Origin of the sequence: Pseudomonas sp. REST10, from assembly GCF_029542605.1 — a bacterium.
GTDB classification, from domain to species: domain Bacteria; phylum Pseudomonadota; class Gammaproteobacteria; order Pseudomonadales; family Pseudomonadaceae; genus Aquipseudomonas; species Aquipseudomonas khazarica.
Window position 1 is genome coordinate 2,644,447 of the sequence record NZ_CP035677.1, and the last position, 16,071, is coordinate 2,660,517.

Annotated in this window: 15 protein-coding genes and 4 tRNA genes; 16 read left to right on the forward strand and 3 right to left on the reverse strand. The window is 62.5% G+C overall.

What is annotated here, in order from left to right; genetic code table 11:
• Positions 1-121 precede the first annotated feature (121 nt).
• A complete protein-coding gene (locus tag EWH21_RS12480) occupies positions 122-790 on the reverse strand; it encodes a Bax inhibitor-1/YccA family protein (RefSeq protein WP_037056676.1) in 669 nt (222 codons plus the stop codon).
• A 173-nt stretch (positions 791-963) separates the two neighbouring features.
• On the opposite strand from EWH21_RS12480, the gene EWH21_RS12485 reads away from it, so the two are divergent.
• From EWH21_RS12485 to galU (EWH21_RS12530), 10 genes are all read left to right on the forward strand, one after another.
• A tRNA-Ser gene (locus tag EWH21_RS12485) sits at positions 964-1,051 on the forward strand.
• Positions 1,052-1,214: 163 nt separating this feature from the next.
• On the forward strand, positions 1,215-1,859 hold the full coding sequence (uvrY, locus tag EWH21_RS12490; protein ID WP_037056669.1) for a UvrY/SirA/GacA family response regulator transcription factor: 645 nt from the start codon (positions 1,215-1,217) through the stop codon (positions 1,857-1,859).
• A 3-nt stretch (positions 1,860-1,862) separates the two neighbouring features.
• Positions 1,863-3,686 (forward strand): excinuclease ABC subunit UvrC, encoded by a 1,824-nt coding sequence (gene uvrC, locus EWH21_RS12495; RefSeq protein WP_037056667.1) that lies wholly within the window; start codon positions 1,863-1,865, stop codon positions 3,684-3,686.
• A gap of 33 nt (positions 3,687-3,719) precedes the next feature.
• Positions 3,720-4,280: a CDP-diacylglycerol--glycerol-3-phosphate 3-phosphatidyltransferase gene (pgsA, locus tag EWH21_RS12500; protein ID WP_037056661.1), complete on the forward strand. Its 561-nt coding sequence runs from the start codon at positions 3,720-3,722 to the stop codon at positions 4,278-4,280.
• A gap of 67 nt (positions 4,281-4,347) precedes the next feature.
• Positions 4,348-4,423: transfer RNA gene (locus tag EWH21_RS12505), tRNA-Gly, on the forward strand.
• 38 nt (positions 4,424-4,461) lie between these two features.
• Positions 4,462-4,535: transfer RNA gene (locus tag EWH21_RS12510), tRNA-Cys, on the forward strand.
• 120 nt (positions 4,536-4,655) lie between these two features.
• Positions 4,656-4,742 (forward strand) — tRNA-Leu (locus EWH21_RS12515).
• Positions 4,743-5,187: 445 nt separating this feature from the next.
• The gene (locus EWH21_RS12520) at positions 5,188-6,342 is read left to right on the forward strand and encodes a Fic family protein (RefSeq protein ID WP_277700612.1); all 1,155 of its coding nucleotides are present in this window, start codon (positions 5,188-5,190) and stop codon (positions 6,340-6,342) included.
• A gap of 144 nt (positions 6,343-6,486) precedes the next feature.
• Positions 6,487-7,848 carry a UDP-glucose/GDP-mannose dehydrogenase family protein gene (locus tag EWH21_RS12525; protein WP_277698451.1) on the forward strand — a complete coding sequence of 454 codons (1,362 nt, stop codon included), beginning with the start codon at positions 6,487-6,489 and terminating at the stop codon, positions 7,846-7,848.
• 39 nt (positions 7,849-7,887) lie between these two features.
• Entirely contained in the window at positions 7,888-8,727 is an 840-nt protein-coding gene (gene galU / locus EWH21_RS12530) for a UTP--glucose-1-phosphate uridylyltransferase GalU (RefSeq protein ID WP_037056659.1), read from the forward strand.
• Between the two features lie 47 nt (positions 8,728-8,774).
• On the opposite strand, the gene EWH21_RS12535 is transcribed toward galU (EWH21_RS12530), so the two are convergent.
• Positions 8,775-9,197, reverse strand: a complete 423-nt coding sequence (locus EWH21_RS12535; RefSeq protein WP_037056658.1) for a VOC family protein — start codon at positions 9,195-9,197, stop codon at positions 8,775-8,777.
• A gap of 72 nt (positions 9,198-9,269) precedes the next feature.
• Here EWH21_RS12535 and gorA point away from each other — a divergent pair, with 72 nt between their 5' ends.
• From gorA to galU (EWH21_RS12555), 4 genes are all read left to right on the forward strand, one after another.
• Positions 9,270-10,628, forward strand: coding sequence for a glutathione-disulfide reductase (gene gorA / locus EWH21_RS12540; protein WP_277698452.1), 1,359 nt, complete (start codon positions 9,270-9,272; stop codon positions 10,626-10,628).
• Positions 10,629-10,635: 7 nt separating this feature from the next.
• Entirely contained in the window at positions 10,636-11,259 is a 624-nt protein-coding gene (locus EWH21_RS12545; RefSeq protein ID WP_037056654.1) for a trimeric intracellular cation channel family protein, read from the forward strand.
• Positions 11,260-11,261: 2 nt separating this feature from the next.
• Positions 11,262-11,648, forward strand: a complete 387-nt coding sequence (locus tag EWH21_RS12550) for a VOC family protein (RefSeq protein ID WP_037056652.1) — start codon at positions 11,262-11,264, stop codon at positions 11,646-11,648.
• 101 nt (positions 11,649-11,749) lie between these two features.
• Positions 11,750-12,622 (forward strand): UTP--glucose-1-phosphate uridylyltransferase GalU, encoded by an 873-nt coding sequence (gene galU / locus EWH21_RS12555; protein WP_047592928.1) that lies wholly within the window; start codon positions 11,750-11,752, stop codon positions 12,620-12,622.
• A 515-nt stretch (positions 12,623-13,137) separates the two neighbouring features.
• On the opposite strand, the gene EWH21_RS12560 is transcribed toward galU (EWH21_RS12555), so the two are convergent.
• Entirely contained in the window at positions 13,138-14,169 is a 1,032-nt protein-coding gene (locus EWH21_RS12560) for a Rieske 2Fe-2S domain-containing protein (RefSeq protein WP_277698453.1), read from the reverse strand.
• Between the two features lie 163 nt (positions 14,170-14,332).
• On the opposite strand from EWH21_RS12560, the gene EWH21_RS12565 reads away from it, so the two are divergent.
• Positions 14,333-15,148: an SDR family NAD(P)-dependent oxidoreductase gene (locus EWH21_RS12565; protein ID WP_152488689.1), complete on the forward strand. Its 816-nt coding sequence runs from the start codon at positions 14,333-14,335 to the stop codon at positions 15,146-15,148.
• 4 nt (positions 15,149-15,152) lie between these two features.
• Complete coding sequence (locus EWH21_RS12570; RefSeq protein ID WP_277698454.1) at positions 15,153-16,067, forward strand: alpha/beta hydrolase; 915 nt, start codon at positions 15,153-15,155, stop codon at positions 16,065-16,067.
• Positions 16,068-16,071 lie beyond the last annotated feature (4 nt).

Here is a 16,071-nt window from a genome sequence, read left to right on the forward strand (position 1 = left end):
GGGGCGTCCGGCGAAGCGAAAAACAGTCGCAATGATAAGGCCAGGGGCCTGCGGCGCACAAAGTCGAGTGGATAAAAAAGAAAAGCCCGCCGAAGCGGGCTCGAAGGGGGACGAAAGCCTATCAGTCGTCGCCGCCCATGATGCCGAAGATCTGCAGCAGGCTGACGAACAGGTTGTAGATCGATACGTACAGGCTGATGGTGGCCATGATGTAGTTACGCTCGCCACCGTGGATGATGGCGCTGGTCTGGTACAGGATGCAGGCCGAAGAGAACAGCACGAAACCGGCGCTGATCGCCAGCTGCAGGCCGCTGATCTGGAAGAAGAAGCCGGCCACCATGGCGCCGAGCAGGACGAACACGCCAGCGGTGATGAAACCGCTGAGGAAGCTCATGTCCTTGCGGGTGGTCAGCACGTAGGCGGACAGGCCGCAGAACACCAGGGCGGTCATGGAGAACGCCGAGCTGATCAGTTCCGCGCCGTTGGCCATGCCCAGGTAACGGTTGAGAATCGGGCCGAGGGTGTAGCCCATGAAACCGGTCAGGGCGAGGGTGGAAACCAGGCCCCAGGCGGAATCACGCAGCTTGTAGGTGAGGAAGAACAGGCCGTAGAAGCCGATCAGCACCACGAAGAAGCTCGGGTAAGGCAGGTTGGCGCGCTGGCTGAAGAATGCCACCAGGCCGCTGAACGCCAGGGTGATGGCCAGCAGGCCGTAGGTGTTGCGCAACACCTTGCTGACTTCCTGTTGCTCAGCCTGCGAATGATTGATGACGTAGTCTTGCTCTTGCATGGCGACGCTCCTGTGGCACAAGGATTCCGTTACTCGAATGCCCGGATCATAGCAGAGCCGATCCCTGTGCCAAGACAGAGAGTTTGACAGTGTGTTGCGTTCCGGTAAGATTGCCGCCCGCACTGAGGCGGAGCTTCGAGACAGCGGTCTCGAGCCCTCCGTAGAAAGAATCTGGAAGCGTGGCCGAGTGGTTTAAGGCAACGGTCTTGAAAACCGTCGATGGGCAACTATCCGTGAGTTCGAATCTCACCGCTTCCGCCATTTCCCTGTATTGCCCTGAGCAATTCCCGATCTTAATCTGACGCTTGCTTTTTGACTTCCGTGCGTCAAGCTAGGTCAGTCCCTGGCTTTTTTGCTAAGGTGGCCGGCAAGTTCAACCTCACCGTCGCTGCACGGTGGCTGACAAGGTGCAACGAGGTGGCGATTGATTAAGGTGCTGGTGGTCGACGATCACGATCTGGTTCGCACGGGTATCACGCGCATGCTTGCTGACATCGACGGCTTGCAGGTCGTCGGTGAAGCCTGCACCGGTGAGGAAGCCTTGCTCAAGGTTCGTGAACTCAAACCGGACGTGGTGCTGATGGACGTCAAGATGCCTGGCATCGGCGGCCTGGAAGCCACACGCAAACTGATGCGCAGCCACCCCGACATCAAGGTGGTCGCCGTTACCGTCTGCGAAGACGATCCGTTCCCGACCCGCCTGCTGCAGGCTGGCGCCGCCGGCTACCTGACCAAGGGTGCAGCGCTCGACGAGATGGTTCAGGCCATCCGCCTGGTGTTCGCCGGGCAGCGCTACATCGACCCGCAGATCGCCCAGCAAATGGCGCTGAAGTCCTTCCAGCCGCAGAGCAATGGCTCTCCGTTCGACCTGTTGTCCGAGCGCGAGATCCAGATCGCCCTGATGATCGCCAATTGCCACAAGGTGCAGAACATCTCGGACAAGCTCTGCCTGTCGCCGAAGACCGTCAATACCTATCGGTATCGCATCTTCGAGAAGCTCTCCATCACCAGCGATGTCGAGTTGGCACTGCTGGCGGTGCGCCACGGCATGGTCGACGCCGCCAACTAGCCGATGTCCGCTCCGTTCGATTCGAGTGCCTTCCTCGCGACCTGTAGCGGTCGCCCTGGCGTCTATCGCATGTTCGATGGCGAGGCCCGCCTGCTGTACGTGGGCAAGGCGAAGAATCTCAAGAAACGCCTCGCCAGCTACTTTCGCAAGACCGGCCAGGCGCCGAAGACCGCCGCGCTGGTCGCACGCATCGCGCAGATCGAAACCACCATCACTGCCAACGAAACCGAGGCGCTGCTGCTCGAGCAGACGCTGATCAAGGAATGGCGGCCGCCCTACAACATCCTGCTGCGCGACGATAAGTCCTATCCCTACGTATTCCTGTCCGATGGCGACTTCCCGCGGCTGGGCATCCATCGCGGCGCGAAGAAGGCCAAGGGGCGCTACTTCGGCCCCTATCCCAGTGCGCTGGCCATCCGTGAAAGTCTCAGCCTGCTGCAGAAGACCTTTCTCGTCCGCCAATGCGAGGACAGCTACTACAAGAACCGCACGCGTCCCTGCCTGCAGTACCAGATCAAGCGCTGCAAGGGGCCCTGCGTGGGCCTGGTAAGCCCCGAGGAATACGCAGAGGACGTGCGCCACTCGGTGATGTTTCTCGATGGGCGCAGCAATGCCCTGAGCGAGGAGCTGTCCGTCAGCATGGAAAAGGCCTCCATGGCCCTTGAGTTCGAGCGCGCGGCCGAATTGCGTGACCAGATCGCCATGCTCCGGCGCGTGCAGGATCAGCAGAGCATGGAGGGCGGCACCGGGGATGTCGACGTGGTCGCGGTCATGCTCAATCCGGGCGGCGCATGCGTGCATCTGATCAGCGTTCGCGGTGGCCGGGTGCTGGGCAGCAAGAACTTCTTCCCTCAGGTAGCCATCGAGGAGGAGGGCGGCGATGTGCTGATGGCCTTCCTCGCCCAGTACTACCTGGGTAATGCGGAACGCGACCTGCCGAGCGAGCTGATCGTCAACGTGCAGCATGAGGATTTCGCCACGCTCGTCGAGGCGATAGAGTCGCTGCGGGGACGCAGCCTGACGATCAGTCATCGGGTGCGGGCGACCCGGGCACGCTGGCAGCAGCTGGCCGTTACCAATGCCGAGCAGGCGCTGGCTGCACGCCTGGCCAATCGCGAGCACATGACCGAGCGTTTCGAGGCCCTGGCGACGGTGCTGGAGATGGATGAGCCGCCGCAGCGCATGGAGTGCTTCGACATCAGCCACTCCAGCGGTGAGGCGACGGTCGCCTCCTGCGTGGTGTTCGGCCCCGAGGGCCCGCTGAAGTCCGACTATCGGCGCTTCAATATCGAAGGCGTCACCGCAGGCGACGACTACGCGGCGATGCACCAGGCGCTGACCCGGCGCTTCAGCAAGATCAAGGATGGCGAAGGCAAGCTGCCCGACGTGCTGCTGGTGGACGGCGGCAAGGGCCAGCTGGCCATGGCCCGTGAGGTGTTGCAGGAACTGGCCGTGCCCGACCTGATCCTGCTGGGCGTGGCCAAGGGCACCACGCGCAAGCCTGGCCTCGAAGTGCTGTACCTGAACGACGCGGCACATGAGTTCACCTTGCCCGGCAATTCGCCGGCGTTGCACCTGATCCAGCAGATCCGCGACGAATCCCACCGCTTCGCCATCACCGGGCATCGTGCGCGCCGCGGCAAGGCACGGCGTACCTCCACCCTTGAGGAGGTTGCGGGTATCGGACCCAAGCGGCGACGTGAGTTGCTCAATCATTTCGGCGGTCTGCAGGAGCTCTCGCGCGCCAGCGCCGAAGAAATCGCCAAAGCACCCGGAATCAGTAAAAAGCTCGCTGAGTTGATTTATGCGACCCTGCACAGCGAGTAGAATACTCGCTCACCTCGCAGCCTAGTTGTGCCGATGAACATCCCCAACTTGCTTACCGTGCTCCGGGTCGCGCTGATCCCGGTTTTCATCCTGCTGTTCTATTTGCCGTTCTCCTGGAGCTACTGGGCCGCCAGCGGCGTTTTCGCGATTGCCGCAGCGACCGACTGGCTCGATGGCTACCTGGCACGGCGCTGGGAGCAGGGCACGCCATTCGGTGCCTTCCTCGATCCGGTCGCGGACAAGCTGATGGTGGCTGTCGCGCTGGTGCTGCTTGCGGCCGAGCACTCCAATCTCTGGCTGACGCTCGCTGCGGCGATCATCATCGGCCGCGAGATCGTGGTCTCCGCCTTGCGTGAATGGATGGCCGAGCTGGGCGCCCGTGCCCAGGTGGCGGTGTCCAACCTGGGCAAGTGGAAGACGGCGGCGCAGATGCTGGCGTTGGTCATCCTGCTCGGCAACCCGCCACAGTTCACCTTCTGGGTCATCGTCGGTTACGTGCTGCTGGTCATTGCTGCCGTGCTGACTCTGTGGTCGATGCTGCAGTATCTGTTGGCCGCCTGGCCGCACCTCAGCACCACCTCGGAAAAGAAATAAGTTTTTTTGAATCAAAGGGTTGACGTCGCGATTCGATTCTATAGAATGGCGCCCGTCGACAAGACAAGCGGGAATAGCTCAGTTGGTAGAGCACGACCTTGCCAAGGTCGGGGTCGCGAGTTCGAGTCTCGTTTCCCGCTCCAGTTTTACACGAGTCGCCAAGGCGGCTCGTTTGATTTAAGGCTGAGTTGCAGAGTGGTTATGCACCGGATTGCAAATCCGTGAACGCCGGTTCGATTCCGACCTCAGCCTCCAATCCAAAGGCCTCGTAGATCAACGATTTACGAGGCCTTTTTCATTCTCCATGGCACCTTTTGCGTGCCTTGCGAGGACGTGGAGGGCTGTATATAGTCCAGCCCTTCGCACAGCGCTACCGCCCGAATGGCGAAATAGGTAGACGCAGGAGACTTAAAATCTCTCGCCAGTAATGGCGTGCCGGTTCGAGTCCGGCTTCGGGCACCATCTAGCGAAACACGATCTCTGGCGATCCCCAAGGCACTCCTGGGGTCTCTTCTCCCGCCATCGCCGCAGAGGCGGGCAGCCGACTATCCAAACAGCTATCTTGTGCCTCGCTCAGGATAGCGAGTGACGCGCCAGCCTCTCGAATCTCCATGGCTTTCCTGCTCCAGAACCGACCTGACCTCCGCGCTCACGCACCAGCGGTCTCACAGTCCTTGCGCCATCACAGACAGGTGACGTTCCATGCCTGCTCAGGTGCTGCACGGCAGGTTCGTGTCAGATGCCGTACTGGCTGCCTTTCCAGTTCCGCGCAGGGTCATTTTTCATTTGATACGGCCACTGATTCAAGATAGCTTCATGAGTGATTGGTCACGGAGCCCTCTGTAATCAAGGCTTTCATGGTCTTTTTTCAAGATAGTCGAGATTGTTTTTTGAGATAATCCTGCGTATGCCGCCATTTGCTCATCATGAACTCCAGCTTCTGAACCCTTCCTTCGCTTCGCCTCTGGTGGATGTGCTCAACGAGCTCGAGCACCTGCGGCGCTTGCAGCTTCAGGGCAGTACGCCGTTGCCGGTGTTCTACCAGTTGAAAGGCATCTTCCACATGCTGGAGAGCCTGGGCTCGGCTCGGATCGAGGGTAACCACACGACACTGGCGGATTACGTCGAAAGCAAGGTCGAGGGGCGGCAGCAGGAAAGCGACCAGTTGCGGGAGGTCGCGAACATCGAACGGGCGATGGAGTACATCGAGAGCTCGATGAGCCCCGGAGATGCGCTGTCCGAGCATTTCATCCGCGAGCTGCATCAGCTTGCTGTCGACGATCTGGAAAGAGAGGGTGACCGCACACCCGGAGCCTATCGGTCGGGGGGCGTCCGTATTGCCCAGTCGCCCCATGTTCCACCGGATGCGGTTTCCGTCCCCGGTTACATGAGCGAACTGGTCGATTTCGTGAACCGGCCTGATCCATCCAAGTACGACCTGATGAAGGTGGCGCTGGCTCATCACCGCTTTGGCTGGATCCACCCGTTCGGTAACGGCAACGGGCGCGTGGAGAGGCTTCTGACCTACGCGTTGCTGATCAAGTACGGTTTCAACGTGAACGTCGGTGGCCGGTTGCTGAATCCTACGGTGGTCTTCTGCAATGACCGTGAGCGTTACTACGCCATGCTTTCCGGCGCGGACAGCGGCACAGCGGAGGGGCTGGAAAACTGGTGTATCTATGTTCTGGAGGGTGTGCGCGACGAGCTGGACAAGGTGGATCGCCTGACGGATTTCGAGTACCTGACCCGGCATATCCTCAATCCCGCCGTGGATATAGCGCGCAATCGCAGCCTGATCACGGCGACCGAGGAGGGCGTGCTCAAGCTTGCCATCAGGAAAGGCGTGGTGAAGTCTGCGGACCTTGCGCCCGCGCTGCCTGGATTGACCGCCAATCAGCGGACCTACCAGCTGAAGAAGCTGGTCGACCAGGGCATGCTTCGCCCGGTCGCCGAGGGTTCCAGGCAGTACACGATCGGTTTCTCCAACAACTACCTGATCCGTGGCGTCGTCAAGGCACTACGGGACGAAGGCTTCATCCCGGAGCCCGTCGTAGGCGTCTGACCTTCGCCAAGCCCCGTGACCGTCAGGCGTCATGCTTGAGAGCGTTGCCCGAGTGCGGCCATTGTCATCTTTCCTTCTCCGCTCCGTCACATCGCTGCCACCGCGATTGGTTGCAATCGCAGCAAACCTCTGGAGGATGCTGCGATGCAGATAGGCGTGATTGGAGCAGGCTACGTGGGCTTGGTGACGGCGACCTGCTTTGCCGAGATGGGCAACCGGGTGATCTGCGTCGAGCGTGATCCGCAGCGGGTCGCGATGCTCTCCCGAGGTGAGGTGCCGATCTACGAACCGGGGCTTGAGGCGATGCTCAAGGCGCAGCTCGCCAGCGGCCAGCTCAGCTTCACCTCCCAGCTGCGCGCCGGCATCCGGCGGGCCGAGGTGGTGTTCATCGCCGTGGGCACGCCGAGCGGCGAGGATGGCTCGGCGGACCTGACGCACGTGCTGGCGGTTGCCGACGAACTGGGGGAAGAGCTCGATCACAACTGCCTGGTCGTGGACAAGTCTACCGTGCCGGTCGGCACCGCTGGCCGGGTGGAGCAGCGTGTCAACGCGGGGCTGGTGCGGCGTGGGCTGCGTGCACGCGTGGTGGTGGCAAGCAATCCCGAGTTCCTCAAGGAGGGCTCTGCCGTCGAGGACTTCATGCGCCCGGACCGGGTCATCGTGGGCTGTGACGACGAACGTGGCCGCGAGCTGTTGCGCCGGCTGTACGCGCCGTTCCTGCGCAACCACGATCGCCTGCTCTGCATGGGCGTGCGTGCCGCCGAGTTCAGCAAGTACGCGGCCAATGCCTTTCTCGCCACCAAGATCTCCTTCATCAACGAGATGGCCGGCATCTGTGCGCGCCTGGGCGTGGATGTCGAGGAGGTCCGCCGCGGTATCGGCAGCGACCGGCGCATCGGCACGCACTTCATCTACGCCGGCTGCGGTTACGGCGGCTCGTGCTTTCCCAAGGACGTGAAGGCGCTGATCCGCACCGCCGAGCATGAAGGCATCGAGCCGGGCATCCTGCGCGCGGTCGAAGCGCGCAACGCGCTGCAGAAGACCCTGCTGTTCCAGGCCTTGCGCGAGCACTTCAACGGTCATTTCCAGGGGCGGGTCATCGCGCTCTGGGGCCTGGCGTTCAAGCCTGGCACCGACGACCTGCGCGAAGCGCCGAGCCTGGTACTGCTGGAGGCGTTGCTCACGGCGGGTGCGCGGGTCCAGGCCTGCGACCCGGTAGCCACTGCCAGCGTGGCTGCGCGCTACGCCGCAGCGGTCGGGTCGGGGCAGTTGCTGCTGAGCGATTCGCCCTATGCGGCGACCCAGGGCGCCGACGCGCTGGTGCTGGTGACCGAGTGGAAGCAGTTCCGTCAGCCGGACTTTCCACGCATACGCGGGGCGATGCGCATGCCGGTGCTGTTCGATGGGCGCAACATCTACGACGCGGCTCAGCTGGCCGAGCAGGGATTTTTGTACCGCGGCATTGGTCGGCCCGCAGTCGGCAGTTGTAAGGCCAGCGCGGCTTGATAGACTGGGCGCGCCATTCATCCTCCATCAGGGAGTCCCATGATCAAGAAATGCCTGTTCCCCGCCGCCGGTTACGGTACCCGCTTTCTGCCCGCCACCAAGGCCATGCCGAAAGAAATGTTGCCGGTGGTGAACAAGCCACTGATTCAGTATGGGGTCGAAGAGGCACTCGAGGCTGGCCTCAGCCAGATCTCCATCGTTACCGGTCGCGGCAAGCGCGCTCTGGAAGACCATTTCGACGTCAGCTACGAGCTCGAGCACCAGATCAAGGGCACCGACAAGGAAAAATACCTGGTCGGCATTCGCCGCCTGATCGACGAGTGCAGCTTTTCCTACACCCGCCAGGTCGAGATGAAAGGCCTGGGCCACGCCATTCTGTGCGGCCAGCCGCTGATCGGCGACGAGCCGTTCGCCGTGGTCCTGGCCGACGACCTGTGCCTGAACCTGGAAGGCGACAGCGTGCTGGCGCAGATGGTCAAGCTGTACAACCAGTTCCGCTGCTCCATCGTCGCGATCCAGGAAGTCCCGCGGGACGAAACCTACAAGTACGGCGTGATCGACGGCGAGATGATCCGTGACGACATCTACCGCGTCAGCAACATGGTGGAGAAGCCCAAGCCGGAAGACGCGCCGTCGAACCTGGCGATCATCGGCCGCTACATCCTCACGCCGGACATCTTCGACCTGATTCGCAGCACCCCGCCTGGCAAGGGCGGTGAAATCCAGATTACCGATGCACTGATGCGCCAGGCCCAGCAGGGCTGCGTGATGGCTTACAAGTTCAAGGGCCAGCGTTTCGATTGCGGCAGTGCCGAGGGCTACATCGAGGCGACCAACTTCTGCTTCGAGAATCTGTACAAGACCGGCAAGGCGTTCTGATACGCAGGCTGATCGCCACGACGCCACCTTCGGGTGGCGTCGTGCTTTCAGGGGATCGGCATCTGCTCCGAGCCCGGCCCCAGAGGCTGGCCGTAGCTGAACTCCACGTAGTTGCCTGCGGGATCGCGCAGGCCGCAGTAGAAGCCGACCGGGTAGGGCTCGTCGCGCGGCGGCCAGATCAGGCAGCCGTCGGCGGCGGCCATGGCGGCAATGCGCTCGACGTCGGCGCGGCTTTCCAGCGCGAAACCGAAGTGGCTGTAGTCGTCTGCGGCCAGATGCCTGTCCTGGCCACCGGGCATGATGACGAAGATGAACTGGTGTTCCTTGCCGGGCTCGGCCATCCAGACGATGCGCGTGCCCTTGCCCGGACGCTGGTGGATCACCTGCATGCCGCAGTAGCGGCGATAGAAATCGATGCAGGCGTCCAGGTCCGGTACATGGAGGGCGATGTGGGTCAGGGCAGGGCGCATGGCGTAAACCTCCTGGACTCAGCTTAGCCGCTGGCTTTCGGGTATGCTGGCGACCTGTTCAAGGAGGCCGCAATGAGTTACGACTTCGATCTCTTCGTTATCGGTGCCGGGTCCGGCGGTGTACGTGCGGCGCGTTTCGCCGCTGGCTTCGGGGCGCGCGTGGCCGTTGCCGAAAGCCGCTACCTGGGCGGCACCTGCGTGAACGTCGGCTGCGTGCCGAAGAAGTTGCTGGTCTTCGGCGCGCACTTCGCCGAGGACTTCGAGCAGGCCGAGGGCTTCGGCTGGTCGCTGGGCGCCGCGAACTTCGACTGGGCAACGCTGATCGCCAACAAGAACCGCGAGATCGAGCGCCTCAACGGGATCTACCGCAACCTGCTGGTCAACAGCGGGGTCAGCCTGTTCGAGGGCCATGCGCGCATCGTCGACGCACACACCGTCGAAGTCGACGGCGAGCGCCACAGTGCCGAGCGCATTCTCATCGCCACCGGTGGCTGGCCGAAGATTCCGGACATTCCCGGCCGCGAGCACGCCATCAGCTCCAACGAAGCCTTCTTCCTGAAAACGCTGCCCAAGCGTGTGCTGGTGGTGGGCGGTGGTTATATCGCGGTCGAGTTCGCCTCCATCTTCCACGGCCTAGGCGCACAGACCTCGCTGCTGTATCGCGGCGACCTGTTCCTGCGCGGCTTCGACGGCGCAGTACGTGAGCACCTGAAAGAGGAGCTGAACAAGAAGGGGCTGGACCTGCAGTTCAACGCCGATATCGCCAGCATCGAACGCAAGGCCGATGGCAGCCTGGCGGCGACGCTCAAGGATGGTCGCGTGCTGGACACCGACTGTGTGTTCTACGCCACCGGTCGCCGGCCGATGCTGGACAACCTCGGCCTGGAGAATGTCGAGGTGAAGCTGGACGAGCGTGGCTACATCGCCGTGGACGAGCAGTTCCAGACATCCACGCCCTCGATCCTCGCCCTGGGCGACGTCATCGGTCGTGTCCAGCTGACCCCCGTGGCGCTGGCCGAGGGCATGGCGGTCGCCCGTCGCCTGTTCAAGCCCGAGGAATACCGCCCGCTGGATTACCGCATGATTCCGACCGCCGTGTTCAGCCTGCCGAATATCGGCACCGTCGGGCTCAGCGAGGAACAGGCCATCGAGGACGGGCACAAGGTGAAGATCTTCGAGAGCCGCTTCCGGCCGATGAAGCTGACCCTGACCGACAACCCGGAGCGCACCCTGATGAAACTGGTGGTCGACGCCGACAGCGATCGCGTGCTCGGCTGCCACATGGTCGGCCCGGAGGCGGGCGAGATCGTCCAGGGGCTGGCCATCGCGCTGAAGGCCGGTGCAACCAAGCAGATATTCGACGAGACCATCGGGGTGCACCCGAGCTCGGCCGAGGAGTTCGTCACCCTGCGCACGCCGGTCAGCCGCTGAGCGCAGCATGGAGCGACTTTTCTACATCGCCGACCTGTTCGGCGTAGCGGTATTCGCCATCACCGGCGCGCTGATGGCCGGGCGCAAGTCCATGGACCTGTTCGGCGTGCTGGTGATGGCCATCGTCACTGCGCTGGGCGGTGGCACCTTGCGTGACCTGATCCTGGACAACCATCCGGTCAGCTGGATTCGTGACGACACCTACATCCTGGTCGCATCGCTGGCGGCTCTGGGCACGGTCGCCTGGGTACGCATGACGCGACCGATTCACGAGAAGGGCCTGCTGATCGCCGACGCCTTCGGCCTCGCGGTGTTTACCGTGTACGGTACCGAGCTGGCGTTGCAGCACGGCACGCCAATCAGCACGGCGGTGATCATGGGCGTGATGACCGGGGTGGTCGGAGGCGTCATTCGTGACGTCCTGTGCAACGAGATTCCGCTGATTTTCCAGAAGGAAATCTACGCGACCGCCTGCATCGCCGGCGCGCTGACCTTCATCGCCCTGCGCATGCTGGGTACGCCGCACTGGGTGGACACGGCCGCAGCGATGCTGGTCGTGCTGGCCTCGCGTCTGGCTGCAATTCACTGGCACCTCGGGTTGCCGCGCTTTCATCTACTGGACAGGCATTGAGCATGATCGAACGACTGGATCACCTGGTACTGACGGTGGCGGATATCGACGTCACCGTCGACTTCTACGAGCGCGTCCTGGGCATGCGCCACGAGCGTTTCGGCGCCGGGCGCAGCGCACTGGTCTTCGGCCGGCAGAAATTTAACCTGCACCAGGCAGGGCGCGAGTTCGAGCCCAAGGCGGCCAGGCCGACGCCGGGTGCCATCGACCTTTGCCTGATCACCCAGTGGTCGATGGCGCAGGTGCTGGAACACCTGGCCGGGCAGGGGGTGTCCGTGGAGGAGGGCCCCGTTGCGCGCACGGGCGCCGTCGGGCCTATCGAGTCGGTGTATTTCCGCGATCCGGACAGCAACCTGATCGAAGTCAGTCGCTATCCCGACAACGGCTGAAACCGACGCCACCTTCGCAGGCGCTGATGAAATTTCTTGAACCGATCGGCTGCCAGGCTGGTCAGGTTCTGTACCTAGTCTGTTAATTTGGTATGGAATCCATGATCAAGAAATGTCTGTTTCCCGCGGCCGGCTACGGCACACGCTTTCTTCCCGCGACCAAGTCGATGCCCAAGGAAATGCTGCCGGTGGTCGACACGCCGCTGATCCAGTACGGCGTCGAAGAAGCGCTCGAGGCCGGTCTGTCGGAAATCGCCATCGTCACGGGCCGTGGCAAGCGCGCGCTGGAAGATCACTTCGACATCAGCTACGAGCTGGAACACGAAATCTCCAACACCGGCAAGGAGAAGTCCTTGAGCGGTGTTCGCCAGCTGATCGATGAATGCACCTTTTCCTACACCCGCCAGGTGGAGATGAAAGGCCTGGGGCATGCCATCCTCACTGGCCGCCCGCTGATCGGTGACGAAGCGTTCGCCGTGGTGCTGGCCGATGACTTGTGCCTGAACCTGGAAGGCGATGGCGTACTGAGCCAGATGGTCAAACTCTACGAACAGTTCCGCTGCTCGATCGTGGCCATCCAGGAAGTGCCGATGGAGGACGTGTCGCGCTACGGTGTGATCGCCGGCGAGGCGCTGCGTGACGATATCTTCCGCATCGAGCGCATGGTGGAGAAGCCTCGGCCGGAAGACGCGCCGTCGAACCTGGCGATCATCGGGCGCTACATCCTGACGCCGGATATCTTCTCGCTGATCGAGCAGACCGAGCCCGGCAAGAGCGGCGAGATCCAGATCACCGACGCCTTGATGAAACAGGCGCAACAAGGCTGCGTCCTGGCATACAAGTTCAAGGGCCAGCGTTTCGACTGCGGTTCGGCCGAGGGCTACGTGCAGGCGACCAACTTCTGTTTCGAGAACCGCCACAGGACGCATCCGGTGAGTGCGCCGAACGCACGCCTGAAGGCCGTATCGGCCTAAGCGAGCGGTTGCGTCTCCAGCGGACGAAAGCGCGTCGTGCTGCTCGGCGCGCTGCCAGTCATGGGATCAAGCGCCCGATGCTCGGCGGTGGCAGGTAGCATCCGCCCTGGGGCGCAGGACAGACGAGCAAGGTCGTCTGGGGTTGTGGACGCGACATGATCAATGTGCCGGCCAGACCGGCAATCGCGGTAACGACGAGCAGAGCACAGCAGGTGGAGGTCTTCATGGCGCACCTCAGGCTGGGCGCTTCACCTGCGGGGCAGGCCGGCGCGGTTGTTGTTGTGCCTTCACCTTAGGGTGTGTCGAAAATACCGTCCTCGTCCGAGTGAACTAGATCCGCGCAGGCACTTGCTGCTTGCAGCGCGCGAATGCAGCGGTGCTCCAGCGCTCGGCGCGGAACAAGGTTGCTGTTCGAGTACGAGGGAGGCAGGGGCCAGAAGCTCCGAGAGCCTGGCCATCACGCGCAGCCGAGCTTTCGGAGCTTCTCGAGCAACCTGCGCCAACGGGCTCCGTCTTCAGCCTTTCACCACATATTCATGGCGTTCGGCGTTTTCGCGCGGGACTTCGGCGGCATCGACATAGAACTGCTCGTACCACTTGCGTAGCTGATAGACCGGGCCATCGCCGTCACACAGCAGCGGATTATCGACTCTGGTCTTGCTCTGCCAGATCGCCACATCCTCGTAGAAGGCGGCGCGCGCCTGCTCGACGTAGGCCATGGCCATGGCGCGGTTCTGCTCCTCGCTGAGGCCGGGGATTTTCTTCACCAGCACACCGTAACGCAGGGTGAAGCTGTGCTGGTCGATCGGCACATGGCAGTTGAGCAAGATCGAATGAATGGCCTGCCCGGCCATCGAACCGGTCATGTTGGTGATCTGGTAGGCAGGGCCATAGTAGGTGGCCACCGTGACCAGTTCGGCATCGCCGGACAGGCGCGCGCTGGTGCCGCGCATGCTCTGCTCGGCGACATGCCCCTCGAAGGTGTTGCTGAAGTAGTGCAGTGGCGCGCCATGCACGCTGCCGAAGTGCGCCATGTCTGCCACGTTGTCCACCAGCTCACGGCAATTGGTCGCGATGGTCATCTCGGCGATGGCCCAGCTGGCCCAGGCTTCGTCGTAACAGGCATCGATACGTGGGATGGCTTGCTCGGCACGTGGAGGATTGCCCTCCGGGTCGTGCCAGACGAACAGCAGATGGTTCTGCTCCAGAACGGGCCAGGCCTTGATCCTGGCCCGTGGTGGGATGCGCTTGGCGTACGGGATGTCGTCGCATACGCCATCGGCACCCCAGCGCCATTCGTGGAAGGGGCAACGTAGCGAGTTACCCTCGACGCAACCTTCGCTGAGATCCGCCCCCATATGCGGGCAATATCCATCGAGGATATGCAGCTGGCCGTCCTCACCCTGGAATGCGACCAGGCGGGTACCAAAGGCATCGATACGATGCGCCCGGCCGTCGCGGTAGTCGTTGGCCAGGCCCAGGCAGTGCCAGCCACGGGCGTAACGCTCGGGGAGCTGTTTCACTTCGATTCGGTGCAGTGCAGGCATCTTGTGTTCTCCGTTGGCGTGCATGGGCACGCTGCGCATGGGAAGGTTGGGCACGTTCTGGATTCTGCGGCCTGAATTGCGCAAGGCATCGTCTGAATGGACGATGCCTGCGGTCGCCGCCCCGGCTCTACTGACACCACGAGAACAAGGAGTGGAGGTCCGGATGAGTGACACTGGCGCTCGCGTAGCCGTCATCACCGGGGCTGCCAGCGGCATCGGCCGCGGGCTGGCTGAATACGCAGCCAGCCAGGGCCTCAGGCTGGTTCTGGGAGATATAGATGCGGCCTGTCTGGCCACCGTAGCCGAGATGCTGAGTGAGCGCGGGGCTGAAGTCGCCTGGCAACTGACAGACGTCAGCCAGCCGCAGCACCTGGAGACTCTGCGCGATCTCGCCGTACAGCGTTTCGGCGGCGTCGACCTGCTGTTCAACAATGCCGGGATCATGCAGACCGGGCTGTGCTGGGAGGTCGATGCGGCCATGTGGCAGCGCATGCTCGACGTCAATCTGAATGGTGTGCTCAACGGTATTCGCAGCTTCATGCCGCTGCTGCTGCAGCAGAAGCGCCCGGCCCATGTGATCAATACCGCGTCTCTGGCGGGCCTGATCAACAGCCCACTGCTGGGGCCTTACAACGTCACCAAGCAGGCGGTGGTCGCGATCTCCGAGACCCTGCATTACGAGCTGGCGATGCTCGATGCGCCGATCATCGTTTCGGTGCTCTGCCCGGGGCCGGTAGCCAGCTCGATCATGGAATCCAACAGTCGCATCGGTGATGCGGATGCACAGCTCGACACGCTGCTGGGTAGCCGTGTCCGCAAAGGCATGAGGCCCTTGCAGCTGGCGCAACAGGTATTCGCTGCCATCGACGAGCAGCGCTTCTGGATCTTTCCACACAAGTTCTTCAAGCCCGCTCTGCAGCGACGCCTGCAAAGCATTCTCGACGAGACCAATCCGGTCTTGCAGAAAGCACAGGAGTAATACGATGCCCCTTGATCCCCAGATTGAAGCCATTCTTTCTCAGTTCAGCAGCCTGCCTGCACTAACCGATGTGGTCTCCTATCGCGAGGCCGCCAACTGTTTGATACCGCCATTCCCCGCTCCCGAGCTGCCCGAGGTGCGCGATATGCACGTGGCGGGTGCGGCCGGTCCGCTGGATGCGCGGCTGTATCGACCGAAGGCAGAGGATGGTCTGCCGCTGCTGGTGTACTTCCATGGCGGTGGCTTCGTTATCGGCAGCCTGGACACCCATGACTACCTGTGCCGCAGCCTCGCCCTGCTGACGGGGGCGGTAGTGGTCTCGGTAGCCTACCGGTTGGCTCCAGAGAACAAGTTCCCGGCCGCTCCACTGGACTGCTATCACGCCACCTGCGATCTGTGTAAGCGCGCCACTGAGCTGGCCGTGGATGCTTCGCGCCTCGCGTTGGCTGGCGACAGTGCTGGCGGGAACATGTCCATTGCAGTCGCACGCCAGGCCGCTGCCGCCGGCCACCCGCAGATTGCCGCCATAGGCCTGCTGTATCCGGCGACTGATGGCCACTGGGTCAACGCTTCTGGCCCGGATCTGCCCGAGGGCTACTTCCTTTCAGGTGAGCACCTGGTCTGGTTCTGGCAGCACTACCTGCAGACACCCGCACAGGCAACCGATCCGCTGGCTTCTCCGTTGTTGGCTGAGGATCTGCATCGGCTGCCGCCAACCTCGTTGTGGATTGCAGAGTACGATCTTCTGCGCGATGAAGCTGAAGCCTTTGCCGTGCGATTGAGCGAGGCCGGGGTAAAGATACGCAGCAAATGCTGCGAGGGCATGATCCACGGGTTCGCCAGCATGGCCCCCCTCTCGGACCGTGCAGCTGCCGAGCTGGAGGAGTTTGCTGCAGAACTGCGTCAGGCCCTGAGCTGAGGCA

Coding starts and splice junctions, on each gene's coding strand:
- EWH21_RS12565 (WP_152488689.1), top strand. CDS start 14,333: ATGAGTGACACTGGCGCTCGCGTAGCCGTCATCACCGGGGCTGCCAGC.
- gorA (WP_277698452.1), top strand. CDS start 9,270: ATGAGTTACGACTTCGATCTCTTCGTTATCGGTGCCGGGTCCGGCGGT.
- uvrC (WP_037056667.1), top strand. CDS start 1,863: ATGTCCGCTCCGTTCGATTCGAGTGCCTTCCTCGCGACCTGTAGCGGT.
- galU (WP_047592928.1), top strand. CDS start 11,750: ATGATCAAGAAATGTCTGTTTCCCGCGGCCGGCTACGGCACACGCTTT.
- EWH21_RS12480 (WP_037056676.1), bottom strand. CDS start 790: ATGCAAGAGCAAGACTACGTCATCAATCATTCGCAGGCTGAGCAACAG.
- EWH21_RS12570 (WP_277698454.1), top strand. CDS start 15,153: ATGCCCCTTGATCCCCAGATTGAAGCCATTCTTTCTCAGTTCAGCAGC.
- EWH21_RS12550 (WP_037056652.1), top strand. CDS start 11,262: ATGATCGAACGACTGGATCACCTGGTACTGACGGTGGCGGATATCGAC.
- galU (WP_037056659.1), top strand. CDS start 7,888: ATGATCAAGAAATGCCTGTTCCCCGCCGCCGGTTACGGTACCCGCTTT.
- EWH21_RS12520 (WP_277700612.1), top strand. CDS start 5,188: ATGCCGCCATTTGCTCATCATGAACTCCAGCTTCTGAACCCTTCCTTC.
- EWH21_RS12535 (WP_037056658.1), bottom strand. CDS start 9,197: ATGCGCCCTGCCCTGACCCACATCGCCCTCCATGTACCGGACCTGGAC.
- EWH21_RS12545 (WP_037056654.1), top strand. CDS start 10,636: ATGGAGCGACTTTTCTACATCGCCGACCTGTTCGGCGTAGCGGTATTC.
- pgsA (WP_037056661.1), top strand. CDS start 3,720: ATGAACATCCCCAACTTGCTTACCGTGCTCCGGGTCGCGCTGATCCCG.
- EWH21_RS12560 (WP_277698453.1), bottom strand. CDS start 14,169: ATGCCTGCACTGCACCGAATCGAAGTGAAACAGCTCCCCGAGCGTTAC.
- EWH21_RS12525 (WP_277698451.1), top strand. CDS start 6,487: ATGCAGATAGGCGTGATTGGAGCAGGCTACGTGGGCTTGGTGACGGCG.